Origin of the sequence: Agromyces allii (assembly GCF_009749385.1) — a bacterium.
In the GTDB taxonomy this organism is placed as follows: domain Bacteria; phylum Actinomycetota; class Actinomycetes; order Actinomycetales; family Microbacteriaceae; genus Agromyces; species Agromyces allii.
The window spans coordinates 527,740-549,743 of sequence record NZ_WBIN01000001.1; the positions used below are offsets into that span (position 1 = coordinate 527,740).

General features: G+C 72.1%; 19 protein-coding genes and 1 riboswitch. Of the genes, 11 read left to right on the plus strand and 8 right to left on the minus strand.

Annotated elements, in window-relative coordinates:
* Positions 1-18: 18 nt before the first annotated feature.
* Positions 19-1,389, plus strand: coding sequence for an APC family permease (locus GQR16_RS02420; protein WP_211373414.1), 1,371 nt, complete (start codon positions 19-21; stop codon positions 1,387-1,389).
* Between the two features lie 4 nt (positions 1,390-1,393).
* The gene (locus GQR16_RS02425) at positions 1,394-1,930 is read left to right on the plus strand and encodes a gamma carbonic anhydrase family protein (RefSeq protein WP_157413526.1); all 537 of its coding nucleotides are present in this window, start codon (positions 1,394-1,396) and stop codon (positions 1,928-1,930) included.
* Here GQR16_RS02425 and GQR16_RS02430 read toward each other — a convergent pair.
* From GQR16_RS02430 to glyA, 5 genes are all read right to left on the minus strand, one after another.
* Positions 1,886-3,328 carry a DUF6716 putative glycosyltransferase gene (locus GQR16_RS02430; protein ID WP_343032891.1) on the minus strand — a complete coding sequence of 481 codons (1,443 nt, stop codon included), beginning with the start codon at positions 3,326-3,328 and terminating at the stop codon, positions 1,886-1,888. The genes GQR16_RS02425 and GQR16_RS02430 overlap by 45 nt on opposite strands.
* A complete protein-coding gene (locus GQR16_RS02435) occupies positions 3,328-4,200 on the minus strand; it encodes an N-acetylneuraminate synthase family protein (RefSeq protein ID WP_157413528.1) in 873 nt (290 codons plus the stop codon). Before GQR16_RS02435 ends, GQR16_RS02430 begins: the two co-directional genes overlap by 1 nt.
* A gap of 16 nt (positions 4,201-4,216) precedes the next feature.
* The gene (locus GQR16_RS02440; RefSeq protein WP_246200403.1) at positions 4,217-5,521 is read right to left on the minus strand and encodes an acylneuraminate cytidylyltransferase; all 1,305 of its coding nucleotides are present in this window, start codon (positions 5,519-5,521) and stop codon (positions 4,217-4,219) included.
* 158 nt (positions 5,522-5,679) lie between these two features.
* Positions 5,680-6,555 carry a bifunctional methylenetetrahydrofolate dehydrogenase/methenyltetrahydrofolate cyclohydrolase gene (locus GQR16_RS02445; protein WP_157413529.1) on the minus strand — a complete coding sequence of 292 codons (876 nt, stop codon included), beginning with the start codon at positions 6,553-6,555 and terminating at the stop codon, positions 5,680-5,682.
* A gap of 7 nt (positions 6,556-6,562) precedes the next feature.
* Entirely contained in the window at positions 6,563-7,837 is a 1,275-nt protein-coding gene (gene glyA / locus GQR16_RS02450) for a serine hydroxymethyltransferase (protein ID WP_157413530.1), read from the minus strand.
* A 71-nt stretch (positions 7,838-7,908) separates the two neighbouring features.
* Positions 7,909-7,990: riboswitch (ZMP/ZTP riboswitch) on the minus strand.
* A 145-nt stretch (positions 7,991-8,135) separates the two neighbouring features.
* Between glyA and GQR16_RS02455 the strand changes: the two genes are divergently transcribed.
* Positions 8,136-9,821 carry a family 20 glycosylhydrolase gene (locus tag GQR16_RS02455; RefSeq protein ID WP_246200405.1) on the plus strand — a complete coding sequence of 562 codons (1,686 nt, stop codon included), beginning with the start codon at positions 8,136-8,138 and terminating at the stop codon, positions 9,819-9,821.
* Between the two features lie 293 nt (positions 9,822-10,114).
* Positions 10,115-11,020: a DUF559 domain-containing protein gene (locus GQR16_RS02460; protein ID WP_170298397.1), complete on the plus strand. Its 906-nt coding sequence runs from the start codon at positions 10,115-10,117 to the stop codon at positions 11,018-11,020.
* 80 nt (positions 11,021-11,100) lie between these two features.
* On the opposite strand, the gene GQR16_RS02465 is transcribed toward GQR16_RS02460, so the two are convergent.
* The 3 genes from GQR16_RS02465 to GQR16_RS02475 form a co-directional block, all read right to left on the minus strand.
* A complete protein-coding gene (locus GQR16_RS02465) occupies positions 11,101-12,033 on the minus strand; it encodes a carbohydrate ABC transporter permease (protein WP_211373408.1) in 933 nt (310 codons plus the stop codon).
* 3 nt (positions 12,034-12,036) lie between these two features.
* Positions 12,037-13,056 carry a carbohydrate ABC transporter permease gene (locus GQR16_RS02470; protein WP_157413532.1) on the minus strand — a complete coding sequence of 340 codons (1,020 nt, stop codon included), beginning with the start codon at positions 13,054-13,056 and terminating at the stop codon, positions 12,037-12,039.
* A gap of 98 nt (positions 13,057-13,154) precedes the next feature.
* On the minus strand, positions 13,155-14,399 hold the full coding sequence (locus GQR16_RS02475; RefSeq protein ID WP_157413533.1) for an extracellular solute-binding protein: 1,245 nt from the start codon (positions 14,397-14,399) through the stop codon (positions 13,155-13,157).
* A gap of 408 nt (positions 14,400-14,807) precedes the next feature.
* Between GQR16_RS02475 and GQR16_RS02480 the strand changes: the two genes are divergently transcribed.
* From GQR16_RS02480 to GQR16_RS02510, 7 genes are all read left to right on the plus strand, one after another.
* Entirely contained in the window at positions 14,808-15,677 is an 870-nt protein-coding gene (locus GQR16_RS02480) for an SIS domain-containing protein (RefSeq protein ID WP_157413614.1), read from the plus strand.
* Between the two features lie 2 nt (positions 15,678-15,679).
* Positions 15,680-16,672: an ROK family protein gene (locus GQR16_RS02485; RefSeq protein ID WP_157413534.1), complete on the plus strand. Its 993-nt coding sequence runs from the start codon at positions 15,680-15,682 to the stop codon at positions 16,670-16,672.
* Positions 16,669-17,838 (plus strand): 1-phosphofructokinase family hexose kinase, encoded by a 1,170-nt coding sequence (locus GQR16_RS02490; RefSeq protein WP_157413535.1) that lies wholly within the window; start codon positions 16,669-16,671, stop codon positions 17,836-17,838. Before GQR16_RS02485 ends, GQR16_RS02490 begins: the two co-directional genes overlap by 4 nt.
* A complete protein-coding gene (locus GQR16_RS02495) occupies positions 17,835-18,689 on the plus strand; it encodes a class II fructose-bisphosphate aldolase (RefSeq protein ID WP_157413536.1) in 855 nt (284 codons plus the stop codon). Before GQR16_RS02490 ends, GQR16_RS02495 begins: the two co-directional genes overlap by 4 nt.
* Positions 18,686-19,474, plus strand: a complete 789-nt coding sequence (locus GQR16_RS02500) for a DeoR/GlpR family DNA-binding transcription regulator (RefSeq protein ID WP_157413537.1) — start codon at positions 18,686-18,688, stop codon at positions 19,472-19,474. The genes GQR16_RS02495 and GQR16_RS02500 overlap by 4 nt, the downstream gene beginning before the upstream one ends.
* On the plus strand, positions 19,471-20,634 hold the full coding sequence (gene nagA / locus GQR16_RS02505; protein ID WP_157413538.1) for an N-acetylglucosamine-6-phosphate deacetylase: 1,164 nt from the start codon (positions 19,471-19,473) through the stop codon (positions 20,632-20,634). Before GQR16_RS02500 ends, nagA begins: the two co-directional genes overlap by 4 nt.
* A 425-nt stretch (positions 20,635-21,059) precedes the next feature.
* Positions 21,060-22,004: sigma-70 family RNA polymerase sigma factor (locus GQR16_RS02510; RefSeq protein WP_157413539.1), on the plus strand; the 945-nt coding region annotated here is incomplete at its 3' end.

Below are 22,004 nucleotides of genomic sequence, written 5' to 3' on the forward strand. Positions count from 1 at the left end.
TCCTACGAACGCGAGCGGATGCCGCGCGCCACCGCCGCGACATCCGCATGGCGTAGGGTGCCGACCGTGACCGACCGCCCCGCCCTCGCCCGACGCCTCGGCCTGCGCGACGCGGTCGTCATCGGCCTCGCGTCGATGATCGGCGCCGGCGTGTTCGCGGTGTGGGTGCCGGCCGCCCGCGCCGCCGGGCCCTGGCTCGTCGCGGGGCTCGCCGTCGCGGCGTTCGTGGCGTTCGCGAACGCGAGCTCGACGGGCCAGCTCGCCGCGCGGTACCCGGAATCGGGCGGCGCCTACCGCTACGGACGCGAACGGCTCGGCGAATGGCCCGGGTTCCTGGCGGGGTGGGGGTTCGTGATCGGCAAGACGGCGAGCTGCGCCGCCATGGCGCTGACCGCGGCCGCCTACCTCGTGCCCACCGCGTGGGAGAAGCCGGTCGCCGTGCTCGCGGTGCTCGTGCTCGCGGGCGTCAACCTGCTCGGGGTGACGCGCACGGCCCGCACGGCCGCGATCATCGTGACGGTCGTGCTGGTGGTGCTCGGGCTCGTCATCATCGGCGGGGCCGTCGGACTCTCGCAGGTCGGACCGCCCGAGCACCTGCCGGCCGCCGCGCCAGACCTCGGCTGGTACGGGGTGCTGCAGTCGGCCGGACTGCTCTTCTTCGCGTTCGCAGGCTACGCGCGCATCGCGACGCTCGGCGAGGAGGTGCGCGACCCCGAGCGTACGATCCCGCGCGCGATCGCCACCTCGCTCGGCATCGTGGTCGCGCTGTACGCGGTGCTCGCGGCGCTGCTCCTGCTCGTGCTCGGACCTGCCGCACTGGCCGCATCCGACGGCGCGCCGCTGACCGACCTCGCGGTGGCGAGCGGCTGGGCGTGGCTCGCTCCCGTCGTGGCGGCCACCGCGGCGGTCGCCGCGTTCGGCGCACTGCTCGCACTCCTCGCGGGCATCGGCCGCACCTCGCTCGCGATGGCGCGCGACCGCGAGCTTCCCGCGCCGCTCGCCTCGGTGCATCCGCGCACGCAGGTGCCGTGGGTCGCCGAGATCGCCGTCGCCGCGGCGATCGTCGTGCTCGTGCTCGTCGTCGACCTGCGCGGCGCGATCGGTTTCAGCTCGTTCGGCGTGCTCGCCTACTACCTCGTCGCCAACGCCGCGGCCCTCACGCAGCCGAAGGCGGAACGCCGGGCTCCGCGCTGGCTGAGCGCGGCCGGGGCGATCGGATGTCTCGTGCTCGCCGCCACCCTCCCCATCACGGCCATGCTCGGCGGGCTCGCGGTGTTCGCCGTCGGCGCCGCGTACCGGCTGCTGCGCCTGCGGGTCGCGACGCGACGGCGAGGCGACGGCGAGCGGGCCGGCGGCAGTGAACCCGCCGGCGGCCCGCGGCTAGGCTGACGCCATGAGCGCCGACCCCACCGCCCGCATCCTCGCCATCGCCGGAGTCCCGGCGCCGACCCTCGACGCGACGGCGTTCGTCGCGGCCGGCGCGGTGCTCGTGGGCGACGTGCGCCTCGCCGCGAACGCGAGCGTCTGGTACAACGCGGTGCTGCGCGCCGAGGCCGAGCCGATCACCGTCGGCGAGCGCTCGAACCTGCAGGACACCGTCGCCTGCCACGTCGACCGGGGCTTCCCGCTCGTGCTCGGCACTGGCGTCTCGGTCGGGCACGGTGCGGTGCTGCACGGCTGCACCGTCGAAGACGACTGCCTCGTCGGCATGAACGCGACCGTGCTGAACGGCGCCGTCATCGGCGCCGGGTCGCTCGTCGCGGCCGGTGCCGTGGTGCTCGAGGGCACCGTGGTCCCACCGGGTTCGCTCGTCGCGGGGGTTCCCGCCAAGGTGCGTCGCCAGCTCACCGAAGACGAGCAGGCCGGCATCCGGCGCAACGCCGAGTCATACCTCGGCCATGTCGAGCGGCACGCGTCGCGCGTCGGCTGAGGTCTCCGTCGTCCATCCGGGGCGGCGCTGCGACACCACGTCCGGTGCGCCCCCGCGCACGATCCGCGATCGCAGGCGCCGAACGCGACGCACGGCCCCGCGGGCCGGGACTCCGACACCCCAGGCCAGCGTGCCGAGCAGGCTCCGGTCGTGCTCGCCGAGCATGCGGCGCCGCTCGAACGCCGAGCGCAGCACGCCGCCCGACAGGTCCCGGCGCCTCGGCAGGCGCCGCAGCGGCACGAGCTCGCGCGCCTCGACGAAGGACTCGAGACGGCGCACCCAGTCGGCCGCCTGCACGGCGTGGAAGTAGTTGTCGGCCAGCCACGCGGCATCCGCGGTCCTGAACCGGCCGTCGACGAGATCGGCCGTCGACCCGAGCAGCCCGGAGCCCTCGAAGACGATGTTGATCATGGCCGAGGAGACGCCGTAGTCGTCGATCACGAGCGCGGGCAGGCCGAGCGCGACCGCCTCGAGCACGGCCGTCGAGCTCACCGTGACGAGGGCGACGGCGGTGGCGAGCTTCTCCGCCATCGGCCCGTCCTCGACCACGAGGTTCGCGGGCGGGTCGACCTCGGGCATGAGGTCGGCGTAGTCGAAGGTCTCGTCGTGCGTCTGCGCCTCGCCGCGGCGGGCGCGCACCTTCACGACGACGCGCTGGTCGGGGCGCCGTCGGGCGAGCTCGGCGAGCGCTCCGAGCAGGTGCACGCGATCCTCACGGGCGGCGGGCACCTTGGCCTGCGTCGCGAAGACGAGGTCGGTGCGCGCGGGCGCATCGACCGGAAGGGCGGATGCCGCGGGCGCGACCCCGGCCGTCGACACCACGTCGGGCGTGGGTGCCGCGTCGGCCGCGGCATCCGTCGCCTCGCCGGGCGCACCGGCGAGGAACGGCAGCGTCGCGAGGGCGAACGTCGTGCCGAGGCCGAGCTCGGCCGCGTTCGCACGGAACTCGCGCACCTCGCGGCGGCTGTGCAGAACGATGAGGTCGGTCTGCTCGCGGTAGACCACGGCCTTCGGCACCGCCGGGATCGTGAGTCCGGGGAAGCCGCTCACGAGCACGGGCCGGTTCGCGCGCCGTTCCAGGAGCGGGGCGACGACGCGCACGAACGGGCCGCGGAGCGACAGCAGCACCGCATGCGGATCGAAGACGTCGAGCAGTCCGTCGAGGTCGTCGAGGTGCACGACCCTCGCGCTGGCGGCGGAGAACCGCGTGCCGGCGAGCGCGTGCCGGAGCTGCGTGGGACTCGGCTGCACCGGCGAGGCGAGCACCACGAGCTGCACCCGCCAGGACGACGGCAGCGTCGAGGCGAGGGCGGCGCCCCACTTCACGTAGGAGTCGGAGTCGGCGATGACGAGCAGGCGCCGGCCCCCGGCATCCGTCGCCCGGGACCGGTCGAACATCACGCGGGCACCCGGCGGAGCTTCGCGCGCGGCGCCTCCTCGCCGGGGAACACGCGCTTGACCCCGTCGCCCATGGCGTCGCCGATGATGCGGATGTCGCGCACGAGGTGCTCGAAGCCCTGCGGCTCGAGCGACGCGGCCTGGTCGGAGCCCCACATGGCGCGGTCGAGCGTGATGTGCCGCTCGACGGCGACGGCCCCGAGGGCGACGGCGGCGAGGGAGATCTGCAGGCCGCGCTCGTGGCCCGAGTACCCGATGGGCACGCCGGGATAGCGCGAGCGCAGCGTCTCGATCATGCGCAGGTTCGCCTCGTGCTCGGGCATCGGGTAGCTCGACGTGGCGTGCAGGACGACGAGCCGCTCGCGGTCGAGGCGGTCGACGGCGCGGTCGATCTCGTCGATCGTCGACATGCCGGTCGAGAGGATGATCGGCTTGCCCGTCGCGGCGAGCGCGTCGAGCAGGTCGAGGTCGGTGATCGAGGCCGAGGCGACCTTGTGCGCGACGACGTCGAGCCCCTCGAGGAACGCGACCGAGGGCACGTCCCACGGGGAGGCGAACCAGTCGACGCCCGCGCGCATCGCGTACGAGGCGATCTCGAGGTACTCGGCCTCGCCGAACTCGACGCGGTGGCGGTACTCGAGGTAGGTCATCGTGCCCCAGGGCGTCTCGCGAGGCACGTCGCGCATGTGCTCGGGCGTCGCGATCTCGGGCGTGCGCTTCTGGAACTTCACGGCCTGCGCACCCGCCTCGACGGCCACGTCGATGAGCCGCTTCGCGATCTCGACGTCGCCGTTGTGGTTGAGGCCGATCTCGCCGATGACGTAGACGGGGTTTCCGGGGCCGATCAGGGATCGTCCGATGCGCACCGACATATGCTGCTCCTCGAGGTCAGCGCGCCGAAGCGCGCGCGTGGTGGTGGTTCGTGGTGTCCCGCGCATGCGCGGCGAGGTGCCTCGCCGCATGCTCGCGCGAGGCGATGACGAGATCGGCGATCTCGCGCACGGCTCCATGGCCGCCCGTGCGGTCGAGCACGTGCCGGGCGGCGGCGAGCACGTCGGGCACGGCGTCGCGCACCGCGACGGGCCAGCCGACGAGGTCGAGCGCGGGCAGGTCGTTGCGGTCGTTGCCGACGTAGGCGATGCGGTCGAGGCTGATGCCGCGGGCCTCGGCCCAGTCGGCGAGCGCCTCCCCTTTCGCGTCGACGCCGTGCAGGCATTCGACGCCGAGCTTCTCGGCGCGCCTCGCGACGACGGGGTTCGCTTCGGCGCTGAGGATCAGCACGGGCACGCCCGCGGCGCGCAGCCGTGCGACGCCGGCGCCGTCGCTGCGACTCACGCGCACCGACTCCCGGCCGAGGGTGTCGACCCACGCCGTGTCGTCGGTGTGCACGCCGTCGAAGTCGGTGACGACCGCGTCGACGTCGACGATCGGATGCCGCGGGTCGCCGAGCGCCTCGTTCGCGGCGGATGCCGCGTCGACGGCCGGCGCGAGCAGGCGTGCGCGCGCGAGGTCGTCGGCGTCGTCGATCTCGATCGCGTGCGCCGGATCCACCGGCGCGATGCCGACCCGGCCGAAGAAGCGGTGGCCCGCCTGCACGAACCCGTCGGCGCGCATGACGTAGAACGCGCCCGTCTCGGCGTACTCGGGCTCGCGGTCCTGTCGTCGCGGGCGGGCGGATGCCTCGTGGTTGACGCCGACGGCACCGGCGGCCGTCTCGCGCCAGAGGAAGACGTGGCTCGCCACGGCCGAGAAGACGACGTCCTCGTCGCCGCGCTGCACGCGTTCGACGGCGAGGTCGAGCGCGGCCGGGTCGAGGAACGGCGAGGTCGCCTGCACGAACACGAGCACGTCGGGGCGGGCGCCCGTGTGGGCGGCGACGCTGTGCAGCGCGTGCAGCAGCGCGGACTCCGACGTGGCGGTGTCGCCGGCCAGGTCGGCGGGCCGGCGGATGACGCCCGCGCCGGCCGCCTGCGCGACCTCGGCGATGCGGTCGTCGTCGGTCGAGACGAGCACGGCGTCGATGCGACGGGCCGCGACGGCCGAGCGTACGGCCCTCGTCACGAGCGGAACGCCGCCGACCTCGGCGAGGTTCTTGCCCGGCAGCCCCTTCGAGCCGCCCCGCGCCGGGATCACGGCGATCACCCGCGGGTCGGGGTGCATGGCGCGACCCGAAGGCCGCCCGTCTTCGAGCATGCTGCGACGCTACGGTCGGCCGCTTGCCGCGCCCTTGCCGCCGGATGATCGCCCGGTGAACGACGAGCGACCGGCAGGCGACCTGCGCCTGCGCCCCCTGAGACGACGGATGCCGCGGGCGTCGGCCCGCGGCATCCGTTCGTGCTCGGTGGTCCGACCTACCGGAGCTCGGCCGCCTTGACGACGTTCGCGAGCAGCATGGCGCGGGTCATCGGGCCGACGCCGCCGGGGTTCGGCGAGAGGTGGCCTGCGATCGCGGCGACCGCGGGGTCGACGTCGCCCGTGAGGCGGCCCTTGCCCGTGGTCGGGTCCTCGACGCGCGTGATGCCCACGTCGAGCACCGCGGCGCCCGGCTTGACCCAGTCGGGCTTCACCAGGTGCGGCACGCCGACGGCGGCCACCACGATGTCGGCGCGGCGCACCTCGGCGGCCAGGTCGACCGTGCGCGAGTGCGTGAGCGTGACCGTCGCATCGAGCCCCTTGCGGGTCAGCAGCAGGCCGAGCGGACGCCCGACCGTGATGCCGCGACCGATGACCGCCACGTGACGGCCCGCGATCGGAACGTCGTAGCGCTGGAGCATCTCGACGATGCCCGCGGGCGTGCACGGCAGCGGCGAGGCGAGCTCGCCCGCGACGCCGAGCACGAGCCGCCCGAGGTTGGTCGGGTGCAGTCCGTCGGCGTCCTTGTCGGGGTCGATGAGCTCGAGCATCGCGTTCTCGTCGTGGCCGGCGGGCAGCGGCAGCTGCACGATGTATCCGGTGACCTCGGATGCCGCGTTCAGGTCGGCGATCGCGGCGCGCACGTCGGCCGGGGTCGCCGTGGCCGGCAGGTCGACGCGGATCGACTCGATGCCGACCTCGGCGCAGTCGCGGTGCTTGCCCGCGACGTACGACCGGGATCCGGGGTCGTCGCCGACGAGCAGCGTGCCGAGTCCGGGCACGACGCCCTTCGCGCGGAGCGCCGCGATGCGCGAGGCCAGCTCGGACTTGACGGCCGTCGCCGTTGCGACGCCGTCGAGCGTGATGGCGGTCATCGGCGGCCTACTGCGCGAGGCCGGGGTAGAGCGGGAACGCCGCCGTGAGGGCCTCGACGCGCGAACGCAGCTCCGCGACATCCGCCTCGCCCTGTAGCGCGAGCGCGATGACGTCGGCGACCTCGGTGAACTCGGCGTCGCCGAAGCCGCGGGTCGCGAGCGCCGGGGTGCCGATGCGCAGGCCCGAGGTGACCATCGGCGGGCGCGGGTCGAACGGCACCGAGTTGCGGTTCACGGTGATGAGCGCCTCGTGCAGGAGGTCTTCGGCCTGCTGGCCGTCGATCTTGGAGTTGCGGAGGTCGGCGAGCACGAGGTGCACGTCGGTGCCGCCCGTCAGCACGTCGACGCCGGCCGCGCGCGAGTCGTCGGCCGTGAGGCGGGCCGCGAGGATCTGCGCGCCGCGGATGGTGCGCTCCTGACGGTCCTTGAACTCCTCGGATGCCGCGATCTTGAACGCCGTGGCCTTCGCCGCGATGACGTGCATGAGCGGGCCGCCCTGCTGGCCCGGGAACACGTTGGAGTTCAGCTTCTTCGCGAGCTCGGTGTCGCGCGAGACGATGAAGCCCGAGCGGGGGCCGCCGATGGTCTTGTGGACCGTGCTCGACACGACGTCGGCGTAGGGCACGGGCGACGGGTGCAGGCCCGCGGCCACGAGGCCGGCGAAGTGCGCCATGTCGACCCAGAGCTTCGCGCCGACCTCGTCGGCGATCGCACGGAACGCGGCGAAGTCGAGGTGACGGGGGTACGCCGACCAGCCGGCGATGATGACCTGCGGCTTGTGCTCGAGGGCCTTGTCGCGCACGACGTTCATGTCGACGAGGAAGGTCTCGGGGTCGACGCCGTACGAGACGGCGTTGTAGAGCTTGCCCGAGAAGTTCAGCTTCATGCCGTGCGTGAGGTGGCCGCCGTGCGCGAGCTCGAGGCCGAGGATCGTGTCGCCGGGGGTGGCGATCGCGCTCAGGACGGCTGCGTTCGCGGTGGCGCCCGAGTGGGGCTGCACGTTGGCGTACTCGGCGCCGAACAGGCTCTTCGCACGCTCGATCGCGAGCGACTCGGCGATGTCGACGTACTCGCAGCCGCCGTAGTAGCGGCGGCCGGGGTAGCCCTCGGCGTACTTGTTGGTGAGCACCGACCCCTGCGACTGCAGCACCGAGACGGGAACGAAGTTCTCGCTCGCGATCATCTCGAGGTAGTCGCGCTGGCGACCGAGCTCGAGCTCGAGCACCTCGGCGATCTCGGGATCGACCTCGGACAGGGGGGCGTTGAAAACGGACTCGGCCAAGACTGGCTCCTTCAGTGACGGTACGGACCAAACGAGGGTTCCTCGTCGCGCGACTCGCGCGACGAGGCATCCGTACCGGCCCAGGCGTGCGGTCGATACCTGCCAGTCGCTCCCCGATGGGAATCCATCTCAACGCCAGTCGCGACCCCGCAAGCATAGCAACGGATGCCGCGCGCGCGCGTGGCGGATCCGCACCGACCCTCTGTCGTCACGGCCGCGGTGATGACAAGATGGGAGCACGCCGCTGTGTTAGGAATCCTTCGCATTCCCGTGCGGAGACCGAGCACCCCGAGGACGCATGCCACGACGCACCCGCACCGCCGCACGTCGACTCGTGAGCGCCGCCGCGCTCGCACTCGCACTCGCGGCCACGACGACCCTGACCGCGTGCACCGCACCGGCCCAGAACGGAGAATCCATGACCGGCATCGTGCCGGCGCCGATCAGCGCCGACTACCCCGACCGGGCGCCCTTCACGCTCGACTCCGACACGCGACTCGTCGCCACGGGCGAGGGCGCCGCGGCGGTCGCCGAGACCTTCGCCGCGTTCGCACGCGTGTCGACGGGCTTCGAACTGCCGGTGGTCGAGGGCTCCGGCGAGTCGGATGCCGCGGCATCCGACATCGCGTTCGTGATCGCCGACGGCGAGGCGCCCGACGACGAGCCGTTCGGCGCGGCCGAGGGGTACACGCTCGAGGCCGGATCCGACGGGGTGCGCCTCGCGGCAGAGACCCCTGCCGGACTCTTCCGGGCCAGCCAGTCGCTGCGTCAGCTGCTGCCCGCCGAGATCGAGCGGACGGATGCCGCGAAGCCGCCCGCCGACGGATGGCGCGTGCCCGCGGCATCCGTCACCGATGCACCGCGTTTCGCCTACCGTGGGTCGATGCTCGACGTGGCGCGACACTTCTTCCCGGTGGAGGACGTGCTCGACCACATCGACCGCATCGCGCTGCTGAAGCTCAACGTGCTGCACCTGCACCTCACCGACGACCAGGGCTGGCGCCTGCAGATCGACTCGTGGCCCGAGCTCACGGGCATCGGCGCCTCGACCTCGACCGGTGGCGACGGCGGCGGCTTCTACACGAAGGACGACTACCGGCGCATCGTCGAGTACGCCGCCGAGCGGTTCGTGACGGTCGTGCCCGAGGTCGACCTGCCCGGCCACACGAACGCGGCCCTCAGCGCGTACCCCGAGCTGAACTGCGACGGCGTGGCGCCGAAGCCGTACGAGGGCGTCGAGGTCGGCTTCTCGTCGCTCTGCGCCTCGCCCGAACGCGCCGAGGCGACCGACCGGTTCCTCGCCGACGTGCTCGGCGAGCTCGCCGAACTCACCCCCGGCCCGTGGCTGCACGTCGGCGGCGACGAGTCGCTCGCCACGTCCGAGGCCGACTACCTCGACCTCGTGCGCCGCATCACCGCCGCGGGCGCCGCGACCGGCAAGACGCTCATCGGCTGGCACGAGATGGGCGCGTCGCGCGACCTGCCGGCCGGCACGATCGGCCAGTACTGGGACTTCGTGACCCCGCGCGAGGACGCGGCCGCGCTCACGACCTCGTTCGTCGAGCAGGGCGGCGGCGTCATCCTCTCCCCCGCCGACGTCGCCTACCTCGACATGAAGTACCCCGACGACCCCGACGGCCCGCTCGGCACCAAGCTCGGACAGCTGTGGGCCGACGGACCCACGACGCTCGAGGAGTCGTACGCCTGGGAGCCGACGGCGATCGTGCCCGGCCTCGCGGAGGCCGACATCCTCGGCGTCGAAGCCCCCGTCTGGACCGAGACGATCAGCACCTCGCCCGACCTCGAGTTCATGGTGTTCCCCCGTATCGCGGCGGTCGCCGAGATCGCCTGGTCGCCCGCTCCGGCCGACGGCGGCTCGCGCGACGGGGCCTCCTTCGCCGGGCGCCTCGCATCGCTCGGCACCCATCTCGACGCGCTCGGGGTCTCGTACCGCAAGGTCGGCGGGGTGCCCTGGGCCGAGTGAGCCCGCGCGCGCCCGTCGCGCGCGCTGATTTCGGACGTGCGGATGCCGCGGGCCGGCCAATGTCCGCCGACGCCCGCAAGCGGCATCCGCCCGTTCACCGTGCTCCGACGGGAGGAGTACGGCGCCGCGGGAGGACTCGACACTGCAAACCGCCCTCCCCTGGCGCCGATCTCCTCCCGTCGCGTCGAGAGGAAGCGACAGCACTCGTCCTCCACGAGCGGCACCTCGACCCGCGAACGCACAGGCGCTCGCTGCGCGTCAGCCTGGGTCTTCGCCGCGCCGGATCATCGAGCATGCACGTCGGAGACTGGATCGACCACGCGGGCGGCATCGCCCACACGAACGACGCACTGCGAGCCGGATTCACCCGGTATTCGATCAAGGCCGCGGTCGACGCACGAGTCGTGCGCCGCATCCGCAGAAGCTGGCTCGCCACAGTGAACGCCCCGTCGTCGCTCGCGGCGGCAGCGTGGTCCGGCGGACGAGTGGCCTGCCTCTCGGCGGCATCGCACCACGGACTCTGGACCCTCGACGACGAGCGATTCCATCTCGCGGTGCCACCGCATTCGGGTCATGTCCGACGGGGCGGCGCCCTCGTGCACTGGAGCACCGGGCCCATCCCGATCGCACGCACGACGCTCGTCGAACCCGTGGTCAACGCGCTCTGGCAGATCGCGGACTGCCGGCCGTTCGAGCATGCCCTCGCCACGTGGGAGTCGGCGATCCGGTCGGGCCAGATCTCCGTCGATCTGCTCGATCGCCTTCCGATGACCAGCGCGGCCGGCCGTGCCGTCCGATCCGCGTGTTCCCAGCTGTCGGACTCGGGCATCGAATCGATCCCGGTCGCGCGGCTCGCGCGCATCGGGATCACCGTCGCACAGCAGGTCGTGCTCGACGCGCACGCGGTCGACGGTCTCATCGGTGATCGACTCGTACTGCAGATCGACGGCTACGCGTTCCACCGCACGGCCGAGCAACGGCAACGCGACATCGCCGCCGACCGGAGGCTGCGCCTCATGGGCTACACCGTGTTCAGAATCGGCTACGCGGACGTGCTGAACGACTGGGAGCGGGTCGAGCTCGAGATCTGCACGGCGATCGCCCAAGGCCTGCATCTCGCTCGAAGCGACGACGTGCAGGGAGGAGTTCGGCACGAGCGGAGGCGCAGGACCGCGCGAGCGGTCCTCCCGACGCGTTGATCTCCTCCCGTCGGGTTGGTGTTCGCGGGCGCCGAGGGACCGGGGCAGATGCCGCGGCGGGCTGCAGCGGCATCCGCCCCCTACTTGACGCTGCCCGCCGTGAGGCCGCCGACGAGACGCTTCTCGATGAGCATGAACAGCACGACCACCGGGATGATCGCGACGATCGAGACGCCGAACACGTAGTGCCAGCTCGTCTCGTACTGGCCGACGAACTTCGTGAGGGCGACCGACAACGGCTGGTTGCCGGCGGTCGAGAGGATCACGAGCGAGGCGGCGAACTCGTTCCAGCAGGCGACGAAGGTGAACACGATCGCGGTCACGATGCCGGGCCAGACGAGCGGCAGCTGGATGCGGAAGAGCACCGTCATGCGCCCGGCGCCGTCGATCTGCGCGGCCTCGTCGATCTCCTTCGGCACCCCGGCGAAGAACGAGTGCATGATCCAGACCGCGAACGAGAGGTTGAACGCGGCGTTGATGAAGATCATCGCCGCCCAGGTGTCGACGAGGTCGAGCGCCACGAACTGCCGGAACAGGCCGGAGGTGAGCACCGCGGGCTGCAGCATCTGCGTGACGATCACGAGGAAGAGGAACAGCATGCGTCCGGGGAACAGGAACCGCGCCGTGTAGTACGCAGCGGGCATCGCCACGAGGAGCACGAGCAGCGTCGCGAAGACCGCGATGACGATCGTCGAGATGAGGTTCTGCACGAGCGGCGTCTCGGGTGTGGACCACATGGTGATGTAGTTCTCCCAGTGCCATTCCTGGGGGAAGTACGTCGGGTCGACCGAGCGGATCTGCGCCTTCGTCTTGACGGATCCGAAGAACATGATCGTGTACGGGAGGATGAAGATCGCGAGCACGACGAGGCCGCCGAGCATGCGCAGCAGCACGCGTCCGAGCGGGATCTGGTCTTCGGTGTAACGGCGCTTGCGAACCGGGCCTGAGCCGCGATCGGATGCTCCGTGGCCGGCGTCGGCGGCGAGCATGGCGCGGGTCTCGGTGACGGTCATCGCTCAGACCTCCTTCATGGGCTTGACGACCCGGACGTACACGGCGACGATCACGATGACGATGAGGAACGCGACGACCGAGAGTGCGCTCGCGACGTCGATCTTGTGCTGGTTCTGGATGTACTTGAAGATCAGCGTCATGATCGTGTCGGCGTCGTAGCCCGGGATCGAGCCGGTCATGACCTTCAGGATCGGCAGCGAGTTGAACACGTTGATGATGTTGATGAGCACCGCCACGCTGAGGGCGCCGCGGAGCTGCGGCAGCACGATCGAGAAGTAGGTGCGCACGGGCCCGGCGCCGTCCATCTTCGCGGCTTCGACGATGTCGCCCGGCACGGTCGCGAGGCCGGCGAGGATCGTGTAGGTCGTGAACGGCAACGACACGAACACGGCGACCACGATCGCCCAGGCGAAGGCCGTGTCGGGGTTGCGGGTCCATCCGTAGCCCTCGGGGGTGTCGACGAGGCCGACGTCGACGAGGAACTTGTTGATGATGCCGAAGTACGGCTCGAGGCCGTAGTAGACGACCATCGTGGTCATGACCACGGAGGCCGCCCACGGGATGATCACGGCGAGACGCACGATGCGACGGCCCGGGAACGCCTTGTCGAGCAACTGCGCGAGCACGAGCGAGAGCAGCACGGTCACGGCGACGACGACGACGACCCACACGATCGTGCGGCCGAAGATCGGCCAGAAGTAGGGGAAGTTGAACACCTCGACGAAGTTGTCGAAGCCGACGGACCCCTTGTCGATGCCCGACTGCGAGATGTCGCGCGTCGAGTTGAAGAACATGACGACGGCCGGGTACAGCACGACGCCGAAGATGAGGATGAGGGCCGGGCCGATCCACGGCAGCGCCTTGAGGAGGTCGCGGCTCCGGCCGCCACGCGTGCGACCGGCGGGTTCGGGGGCGGCGGATGCGCGGTCTGCGCCGCCGCCGCCGCGATCCGACCCGCCGGGGCGGGGGCGGCCGTCGGCCGCCCCCGCCGGGGTCGATGACACATCTGACGTGGTGCTCATGAGTGGGTGGTCACCGATCCCTCCGGGTCGTACTGGTCAGTGCTGGTACTGCTGGTGGTGCTGCCCGCACGAGGCGGGCGGGCAGCACCCGGCGAGGATCAGCTCGCGTCGGCCTGCGCCTGGATCTCGGTGAGGACGTCCTGGGCCGGCTTCGTCTGCAGCTGTCCGAAGAGCGCCTTGAATGCACCGTCGGTCGCCTGCCACTTGGGGTTGGTGCTCGGGTAGAACTGCGCGTCGGGCAGGACCTCGAGGAACGGCGCGAGTGCCTCTTCGGACGAGAGCTGCTCGGCGCCCGACTTCGTGACGGGGAGGAAGCCTTCGGCCTGCACCCACGGCACGTACACGTCGGCCGTGTAGTAGTAGTCGAAGAACTTCGTGATCGCGTCCTGCTTGTCGCCGTCGTTCTGGAAGGCCATGAGCTGGTCCATCACGCCGAGGGTGAACGGCGAGCCGTCCTTCGTCGGGATGGGCACGATCGAGTAGTCGAGGTCGGGGTTGTTGTCCGCGATCTGACCGACGGTCGGCGGGAGGCCGACCTGCATGCCGATCTTGCCCTGGATGAAGATGTCCATGAGCGGCGAGCGGTCGGTGGATCCTGCGTCGGCCTGGGTCGCACCGGCGTCGATCATCTTCTTGATCTGCTCGGCGCCCGGGAGGTTCGCCGGGTCGTCGACCGTGATCGAGGTGGCGTCGCCGAACGTGCCGCCGCCGCCCCAGAGCCACACGGCCGCCTCGGCCTGCGCCTCCTCGGAGCCGAGCGGCATGCCGTAGCCGGCGACGCCGCCGCCGAGCGCGGAGACCTTGGTGGCTGCGTCGAGCAGTTCGTCCCAGGTGGTGGGCGCCTCGACCCCGGCCTGCTCGAGCAGGGTGTTGTTCACGAACAGCGCGCGAGCAGACGCGATGAGCGGCAGGGCGTAGGCCGTGCCGTCGACCTCGGCGTTGGCGAGGAACGAGTCCTGGAAGTCGGAGTAGGTGTCGGCAGACACGACGTCTTCGGCCGGGTAGAGCAGCCCGTCGGCGGCGAAGCCGGCGAACGCACCGCCGTTGTAGACGTCGGGCGCCTCACCCGCCTGGATCTTCGTGGCGAGCACGGACTCGAGGTTGTCCCACGACTGCACCTCGAGCTTGACGTCGATGTCGGTGTTCTCGGCCTCGAACCCCGTGATGACGTCCTCCCAGAGGCCCTGGGTCGCGTCGGAGTAGCTGGGGACGAGCAGGTCGATCGTGGTCTTGCCCGACGCGCTGTCGTCGGATCCTCCGCCGCCGAACCCGCACGACGCGAGTGTCAGCGAGGCCGTGGCCGCGAGCGCGACCGCTGCGCTGAGACGCAGTGACTTCTTCATGGATGCTTTCCTCACTCTGATGGGTGGTGCACCGGCGTCGACGAGCCTCACGCCACGGTGCGTGTGTTCGGATCGAGCATGTTCGAGCACCGAAGGGTGCACGAAATGCTGTTTCCTGAACGTTTCTCGGAACAAACGAGCAGTTACGTTCATTCGATTCCGAAAACTTACGACTCCGCTCCCGAGGCCGTCAAGCCTTTGTCTTCGATCGTTACCGAATTTGTTCAGGAACTTCACAAACCAGCCGTTGTGACGCCGTTGTCGCGAAACGCGCGTTGGGGTGATCATTAGACAGCATTGGCACTCATCTGCAATCATCAAAACATCACGATCACCACATGACCTCGAGACGCCACATCAGGAGCTGCACACGTGACCACGACGCCGACCCACCAGCCCGCCGCCCACATGGCCGCCGAGCTCGAATCCCAGCCGCAGACGTGGGCGCGAGCCGCGGCGCTCGTCGACGAGCAGCGCGCCCTGCCTGCTCGAGGCGCGCGCATCGCCGTCATCGGGTGCGGCACCTCCTGGTTCATGGCCCAGTCGTACGCCTGGCTCCGCGAATCCGGCGGACACGGCGAGACCGATGCGTTCACGGCCTCCGAGGCCTTCGTCGACCGCGGCTACGACGCTGTCGTCGCCCTCACCCGGTCGGGCACGACCACCGAGGTGCTCCAACTCGTCGAGCATCTGCGTGGGCGCGTTCGCACCGTCGGCGTCATCGGCGACCCGACCTCCCCGCTCGTCGGCCTCGTCGACGACGCGATCACGCTCCCGTTCGCCGATGAGCAGTCGGTCGTCCAGACCCGCTTCGCGACGACCGCCCTCGCACTCTTCCGCGCCTCGCTCGGTGAAGACCTCGATCAGGCGATCACGGATGCCGCGGCCGCCGTCGCCGAGTCCCTCGACCCCGGCCTCGTCGACGCCGAGCAGTACTCGTTCCTCGGCCAAGGCTGGTCGGTGGGGCTCGCGCACGAGGCCGCCCTGAAGATGCGCGAGGCCTCGCAGTCGTGGACCGAGTCGTACCCGTCGATGGAGTACCGCCACGGACCGATCGCGATCGCCGCGCCCGGTCGCGTGACCTGGCAGTTCGGTGACGCGCCCGTCGGCCTCGCCGACGACGTGCACGCGACCGGCGCGCGCTTCGAGGCCGGCACGCTCGATCCGATGGCCGAGCTCGTGCGTGCGCAGCGCGTCGCGCTGGCCCGGGCACGCGCTCGCGGCCTCGACCCCGACGCACCTCGCAACCTGACCCGCTCCGTCATCCTCGACGCCTGATCATGACCGCCGACGAGCTCTCCCCCGCACTCGGACCGGGCGCCGCGGTGCTCGCGTTCGACGTCGGCGGCACCGACACCAAGTCCGCGCTGATCGATCGGGCGGGGCGCGTGCTGGGCCTGCGGCGCACGGCGACCCCGATCGATCCGGCCGACCCGGCGGCGTCCGTCGTGGGGTCGCTCACCGACCTCGCTCGGGTCCACCTCGCCGAGCGGCCCGACCTCGAGCCGGTCGCGGTGGGGCTCAGCGTTCCGGGCATCGTCGACGAGGCCGACGGCATCGGCGTGTTCGCCTCGAACTTCGGATGGCGCGACGCGCCGATCCGCGCACTCGGCGAGCGCGCGCTCGGGCTGCCGGTCGCTTTCGGACACGATGTGCGTGCCGCGGGCGACGCCGAGCGACGCCTGGGCGCGGCACGGGGGTACGACGACGTGATCGTGCTCGCCATCGGCACGGGCATAGCGGGCTCGATCCTGCTCGGCGGTCGGCCACTCGTCGGCGGCGGGTTCGCCGGCGAGATCGGGCACTCGCTGGCAGACCCGCACGGGGAGCGGTGCGCCTGCGGGGCGATCGGATGCCTCGAGACCATCGCCTCGGCGGGCGCGATCGCCCGGCGGTACACCGCGGCATCCGGCGTCGCCGTCGACGGGGCGCGCGCGGTGCTCGCCGCAGCCGCGGCCGGCGATGCCGTCGCCGCCGGCGTCTGGAACGACGCGCTCGACGCCCTCGCCGACTCCCTCGCCCGCCTCACCGCGACGATCGCCCCGCAGGCGGTCGTCATCGGCGGCGGACTCTCGCAAGCCGGAGCCGCCCTGTTCGGGCCCCTGCGCGAGCGGCTCGACGCTCGCCTCAGCTTCCACCGTCGACCCGAACTCGTGCGCGCCGAGCTCGGCGACGACGCCGGGCTGCTCGGCACGGCGCTCGCGGCACGCGATCTCGCCGACCGAGGCACCGACCGGCCCGCCGACCGACCCGCCGACGGGGGCCGGTCGTGATCCTCACCGTGACGCCGAATCCTGCGCTCGACCTCACGTGGCACGTCGAGCGACTCGTGCCCGGCGAGACGCACCGGGTTCCCGCGGGCGCATCCCGCGCCGGCGGCAAGGGCGTCAACGTCGCACGCGTGCTGCATGCGCAGGGGGTCGACGTGCTCGCGCTGGCGACCGCGGGCGGTGCGACCGGCGACGAGTTCGCCGCCGACCTGGTCGCGAGCGGCGTTCCGCACGAGCTCGTGCCGGTCCGGGGCGCGACACGCCGCAGCATCGCCATCGTCGACACGGATGCCGCGCACACCGCCGTGCTCAACGAGCACGGTTCGCCGCTGTCGTCCGACGAGGCCGCCGCGCTCGACGCCGCCGTGCTCGACGCAGCGCAGCAGGCCCGCGACGCCCGGGCCGAACACGGCGAGGCCGGCGAGGGCGACGAACGCGACGGCCGCGGCGAGCGCCCGCCCGCGACATCCGGGGCGCATCCGAACAACCTCGACGGCCGTGAACTCGATGTGGTCGTGATCTCGGGCAGCCTGCCGCCCGGCTATGCCCCCGAGCGGCTCGGGGCCCTCGTGACGGCACTGAACGCCGCCGGGCTCCGGGCGATCGTCGACACGAGCGGGCCGGGGCTGCTCGAGGCCGCGCGCGCCGGCGCCTATGCGCTGAAGCCGAACGGCGAGGAGCTCGCCGCGGCGACGGGTCTCACCGACCCCGAAGCCGGGGCACGGCGACTGCTCGAGCTCGGCGCGACGCTCGTCGTGGTCTCGCTCGGCGGCGACGGGCTCCTGCTCGTCAGTCGCGCCGAGGCGGGTCGGCCGGTTCGCGCCCGGCTGCCGCGCGTCCTGCGCGGCAACGCGACCGGAGCCGGCGACGCCGCCGTCGCCGCGATCGCCGCGACCATCGCCGAGTCGATCGCGTTCGACGCCGATTCGCCTCGAGCGGCGGACGCCCGCCGCCGTCTGGCGCGGAAGGCGGTCGCGTGGTCGGCATCCGCAGTGCTCGTGCCGCTCGCGGGAGAGCTGTCGCCCGAGCATGCGGCGCTCGAGGCCGAGGTCGTCGTCGACCCGCCACGAACCGCGCCGACCGAGCACCCCGATCGCCCACGGAACACCGCCGGCGCCGAGACCACCGACACCACCGACGACACCGAGACCGCCGAGGACCCCGCATGACGCTCGCCCCCACCCGCCGCCTGCTCGACGAGGCGGTCGCCGCACGACGTGGACTCGGCGCCTTCAACGTGCTGCACCTCGAGACCGCGGAGGCGCTCGTCGCCGCGGCCGAGCGGACCGGCCTCCCGGTCGTGCTGCAGCTCTCGGAGAACTGCGTGAAGTACCACGGGGGGCTGACGCCGATCGCGGTGGCGACGCTGGCCGTGGCCGAGGCGTCGAGCGCGCAGGTGGCCGTGCACCTCGACCACGCCGAGGACCCCGAGCTGGCGCTGCGCGCGATCGACCTCGGATTCGGCTCGGTCATGTACGACGGCGCGAAGCTCGCGTTCGAGCAGAACGTCGCCACCACGCGACGCGTCGTGGCGCACGCCGCCGCCGCGGGCGTGCTCGTCGAGGCCGAGCTCGGCGAGATCGGCGGCAAGGACGGCGCCCACGCGCCCGGCGTGCGCACCGACCCCGACGAGGCCGCACGGTTCGTCGACGAGACCGGTGTCGGCGCGCTGGCCGTGGCCGTCGGCTCGTCGCACGCCATGACCGAGCGGTCCGCCGCGATCGACCTCGACCTCATCTCCCGGTTGCGCGACGCCGTGCCCGTGCCGCTCGTGCTGCACGGATCGTCGGGCGTCGCCGACGACCTGCTCGTCGCCGGCATCCGCTCCGGGCTCGTGAAGGTCAACGTCTCGACGCACCTGAACGCGCAGTTCACCGACGCGATCCGCACCTACCTCGACGCGCACCCCACGGCCGTAGACTCGCGGAAGTACGTCGCCGCCGGGCGCGAGGCGGTCGCCCTCGAGGCAGCCCGCCTGCTCGAGCTCTTCGGATCCGCCCGAAAGGACCCCAACGGATGAACCGTGCCGAGCGCCTCAGCGCCGTGCTCGACCTGCTCGCCGAGAACAGCCAGGTCGAGGTCGAGCAGATCGTCGACCGCCTGGGCGTCTCGCCGGCGACGGCCCGACGCGATCTCGACGCGCTCGCCCAGCAGCAGCTCCTCACGCGCACGCGCGGCGGCGCGGTCGCGCACTCGGTCGCCTACGACCTGCCGATCCGCTACAAGAACCAGCAGAACCCCGACGCGAAGGCCGCGATCGCGCGGGCCGCGAGTGCGCTCGTGCCGCGCGGCGCCGTGATCGGCCTCTGCGGCGGCACGACGTCGACGGCGATCGCCGACGCCCTCATGGCCCGCGCCGACATCATGGAACCGGCGCCCGACCCCGGGCTCACGGTCGTGACGAACGCCCTGAACATCGCGATGCAGCTCTCGATGCGCCCGCAGATCAAGACGGTCGTCACGGGCGGCGTCGTGCACTCGCGCTCCTACGAGCTCGTCGGCTCCTACGTCGACGCCGTGCTCGGCAACGTCACCCTCGACCTCGCGTTCATCGGAGTGAACGGCATCGACCCGATCGTCGGCCCGACCTCGCACGACGAGCGCGAGGCGGCGGTCAACACGCTCATGGCCTCGCGCGCAGCGCACGCCGTGATCGTCGCCGACTCGTCGAAGATCGACAAGCGCGCGTTCGCCGCGATCGGCCCGCGACGGCTGTTCACGACCGTGATCACCGACGAGGGCGCGACTCCCGAGCAGCGCCAACGGCTCAGCGAGCACGGCTACGACGTTATCGTTGCCTCGTGAGCACCGGCACGACCGTCATCCATTCCGCGCGCCTCGTGCGCCCCACGGGCATCGTCGACGACGCGTGGGTGCGGTTCGAGGGCGATCGCGTCGCCGCGGTCGGCACCGGCGGCGACTGGGTCGACGGCTCGGCTGCGGCATCCGACGTCCAGGTGACGGATGCCGCGGGGCGGCTGCTCGCGCCGGGGTTCATCGACCTGCACTGCCACGGGGCCGGCGGGGCCGCCGCCGACGAGGGCGTCGAGGCCATCGAGCACATCCTCGCCGTGCACAACTCGCACGGCACCACGCGCAACGTGCTCTCGCTCGTGACGGCGTCGATCGACGACCTCGTCGCGCAGGTGCGCACCATCGCGGCCGTCAGCGCCCGCGACCCGCGGCTGCTCGGCTCGCACCTCGAGGGGCCGTTCCTCGACCACGGATTCCGCGGCGCCCACGACCCGGCGCTGCTCAGGGCGGCCGATGCGGCATCCGTCGACCGACTGCTCGAGGCCGGCGACGGCACGCTCCGGCAGATCACGATCGCCCCGGAGCACGAGGGCGCCGCCGCGGCGATCGCCCGGTTCGTCGACGCCGACGTGCGCGTCGCGGTCGGCCACACGAGTGCCGACTTCGACACCGCGCTCGCGGCCTTCGACGCCGGGGCCTCACTGCTCACGCACGCGTTCAACGCCATGCCGCCCATCCACCACCGCATGCCGGGGCCCGTCGTCGCGGCGATGCACGCCCCGCACGTGACGCTCGAGCTCATCAACGACGGCGTGCACGTGCACCCCGACGTCGTGCGGCTCGCGTTCGCCGGAGCCCCTGGCCGCATCGCGCTCATCACCGATGCGATGGCGGCGGCCGGTTCGGCCGACGGCCGCTACATCCTCGGCTCGCTCGAGGTCGACGTCGTCGACGGCGTCGCGCGCCTCGTCGACGGCGGTTCGATCGCCGGATCCACCTTGACGCTCGACGTCGCGCTCCGGCGCGCGGTCGCCGTCAGCGGCATCCCCCTCGAGACCGCGGTCGCGGCGCTCACCGAGGTGCCGGCCGCCGCCATCGGGCGCGCGCACGATCTCGGGCGCCTCGAGGCCGGCTACGCGGCCGACGCCGTGCTGCTCTCCGACGACCTCGCGGTCGAGCACGTGTGGGGCGCCGGAACCCGACTCGTCTGACGCCTCCGGACGGGCGCGACGATCGTCCACGGCGGCCGCGGCTCGGCTCGACTCGGCCGCACGGCGGTCGGGGCTCGCTCTGCCGCTCGGCGGTCTCGGCTCGAACGGGTCGACTGCGCCTCGAGAGCGGGTCCGCAGGTGTGTTCCCCTTCACCTCCGGACCCGCTCAGGCGATCGGATCATCGCCCCCACGACGTGCCGATCCTGGCGTCCGATCGGTACGGGGTTGGGGTCCCCGCACCGATCGTCCGCAAGGGCGCCCATCGGATGCCCTCACCTATGAGACGCTGCAGCGCCCGATTCATGACGCGGTTCCTGAGGAAATCTGGTGAAATAGCCCTACCCGTCCTGAATCGCGTCATGATCGGCCCCTCGACGCGTCTCTCAGATGAACCCCCGCACGCCCGACACCCGAAGGAGGCGGCATGGCACGCCTGCGCGAAGAACCGTCCGCCGACGCCGCCCTCATCGAACGTGTGCGCACGGGCGACCGCACCGCCTACGGCGAACTCTGGAACCGCCACGCGGCCGCGGCACGCACCGTGGCCCGCTCGTACAGCTCGCTCGACCCCGACGACCTCGTCTCCGAATCCTTCACCCGCATCTACGACATGCTGCTCGCGGGCGGCGGCCCGCAGGGCGCGTTCCGGCCGTACCTGTTCACGACGATCCGCAACACCGCCGCGAGCTGGGGCCGCGCACGGCAGGAGACCAACCTCGAGACGCTCGAGTCGTTCGAAGACCCCGCGACGAGCGAGGCCGCGACCCTCGACGCGCTCGACCGGTCGACGACCGCGCGCGCATTCCGCTCGCTGCCGACGCGCTGGCAGGAGGTGCTCTGGTACTGCGAGGTCGAGGGCATGACGCCGCAGCAGGTCGCCCCGCTCGTCGGCATGAGCGCCAACAGCACCGCGGCACTCGCCTACCGGGCCCGCGAGGGCCTCCGCCAGGCCTGGATCCGCGCCCACCTGCGCGACGCGAAGACCGAACCCGAGTGCGGCTGGAGCATCGAACGGCTCGGCACCTACGCGCGCGGCAAACTCGGCAATCGCGACACCGCGCGACTCGAGAAGCATCTCGACGAGTGCGCCAAGTGCACGATCATCGCGGCAGAGGCGCGCGAGGTCGGCTCGCGGCTCGCCCTGGTGCTGCTCCCGCTCGTCGCGGGCGTCGGTGGAGCCACGGCCTACTCCGCCTGGCTGTCGCAGGGCGTTCCGGTCGCCGACTTCGCGCTCGGCGCAGGCGGAGCGGGCGTCGTCTCCGCTGCAGCAGGCACGGGCTCGGGCTCGGGAGCCGGCGGCGCAGCGGCGTCGGCCGGCGCCTCCGGCACCGGCGCCGGCGGCTCGGGCGGAGCCGCCGGAGGCACCGCC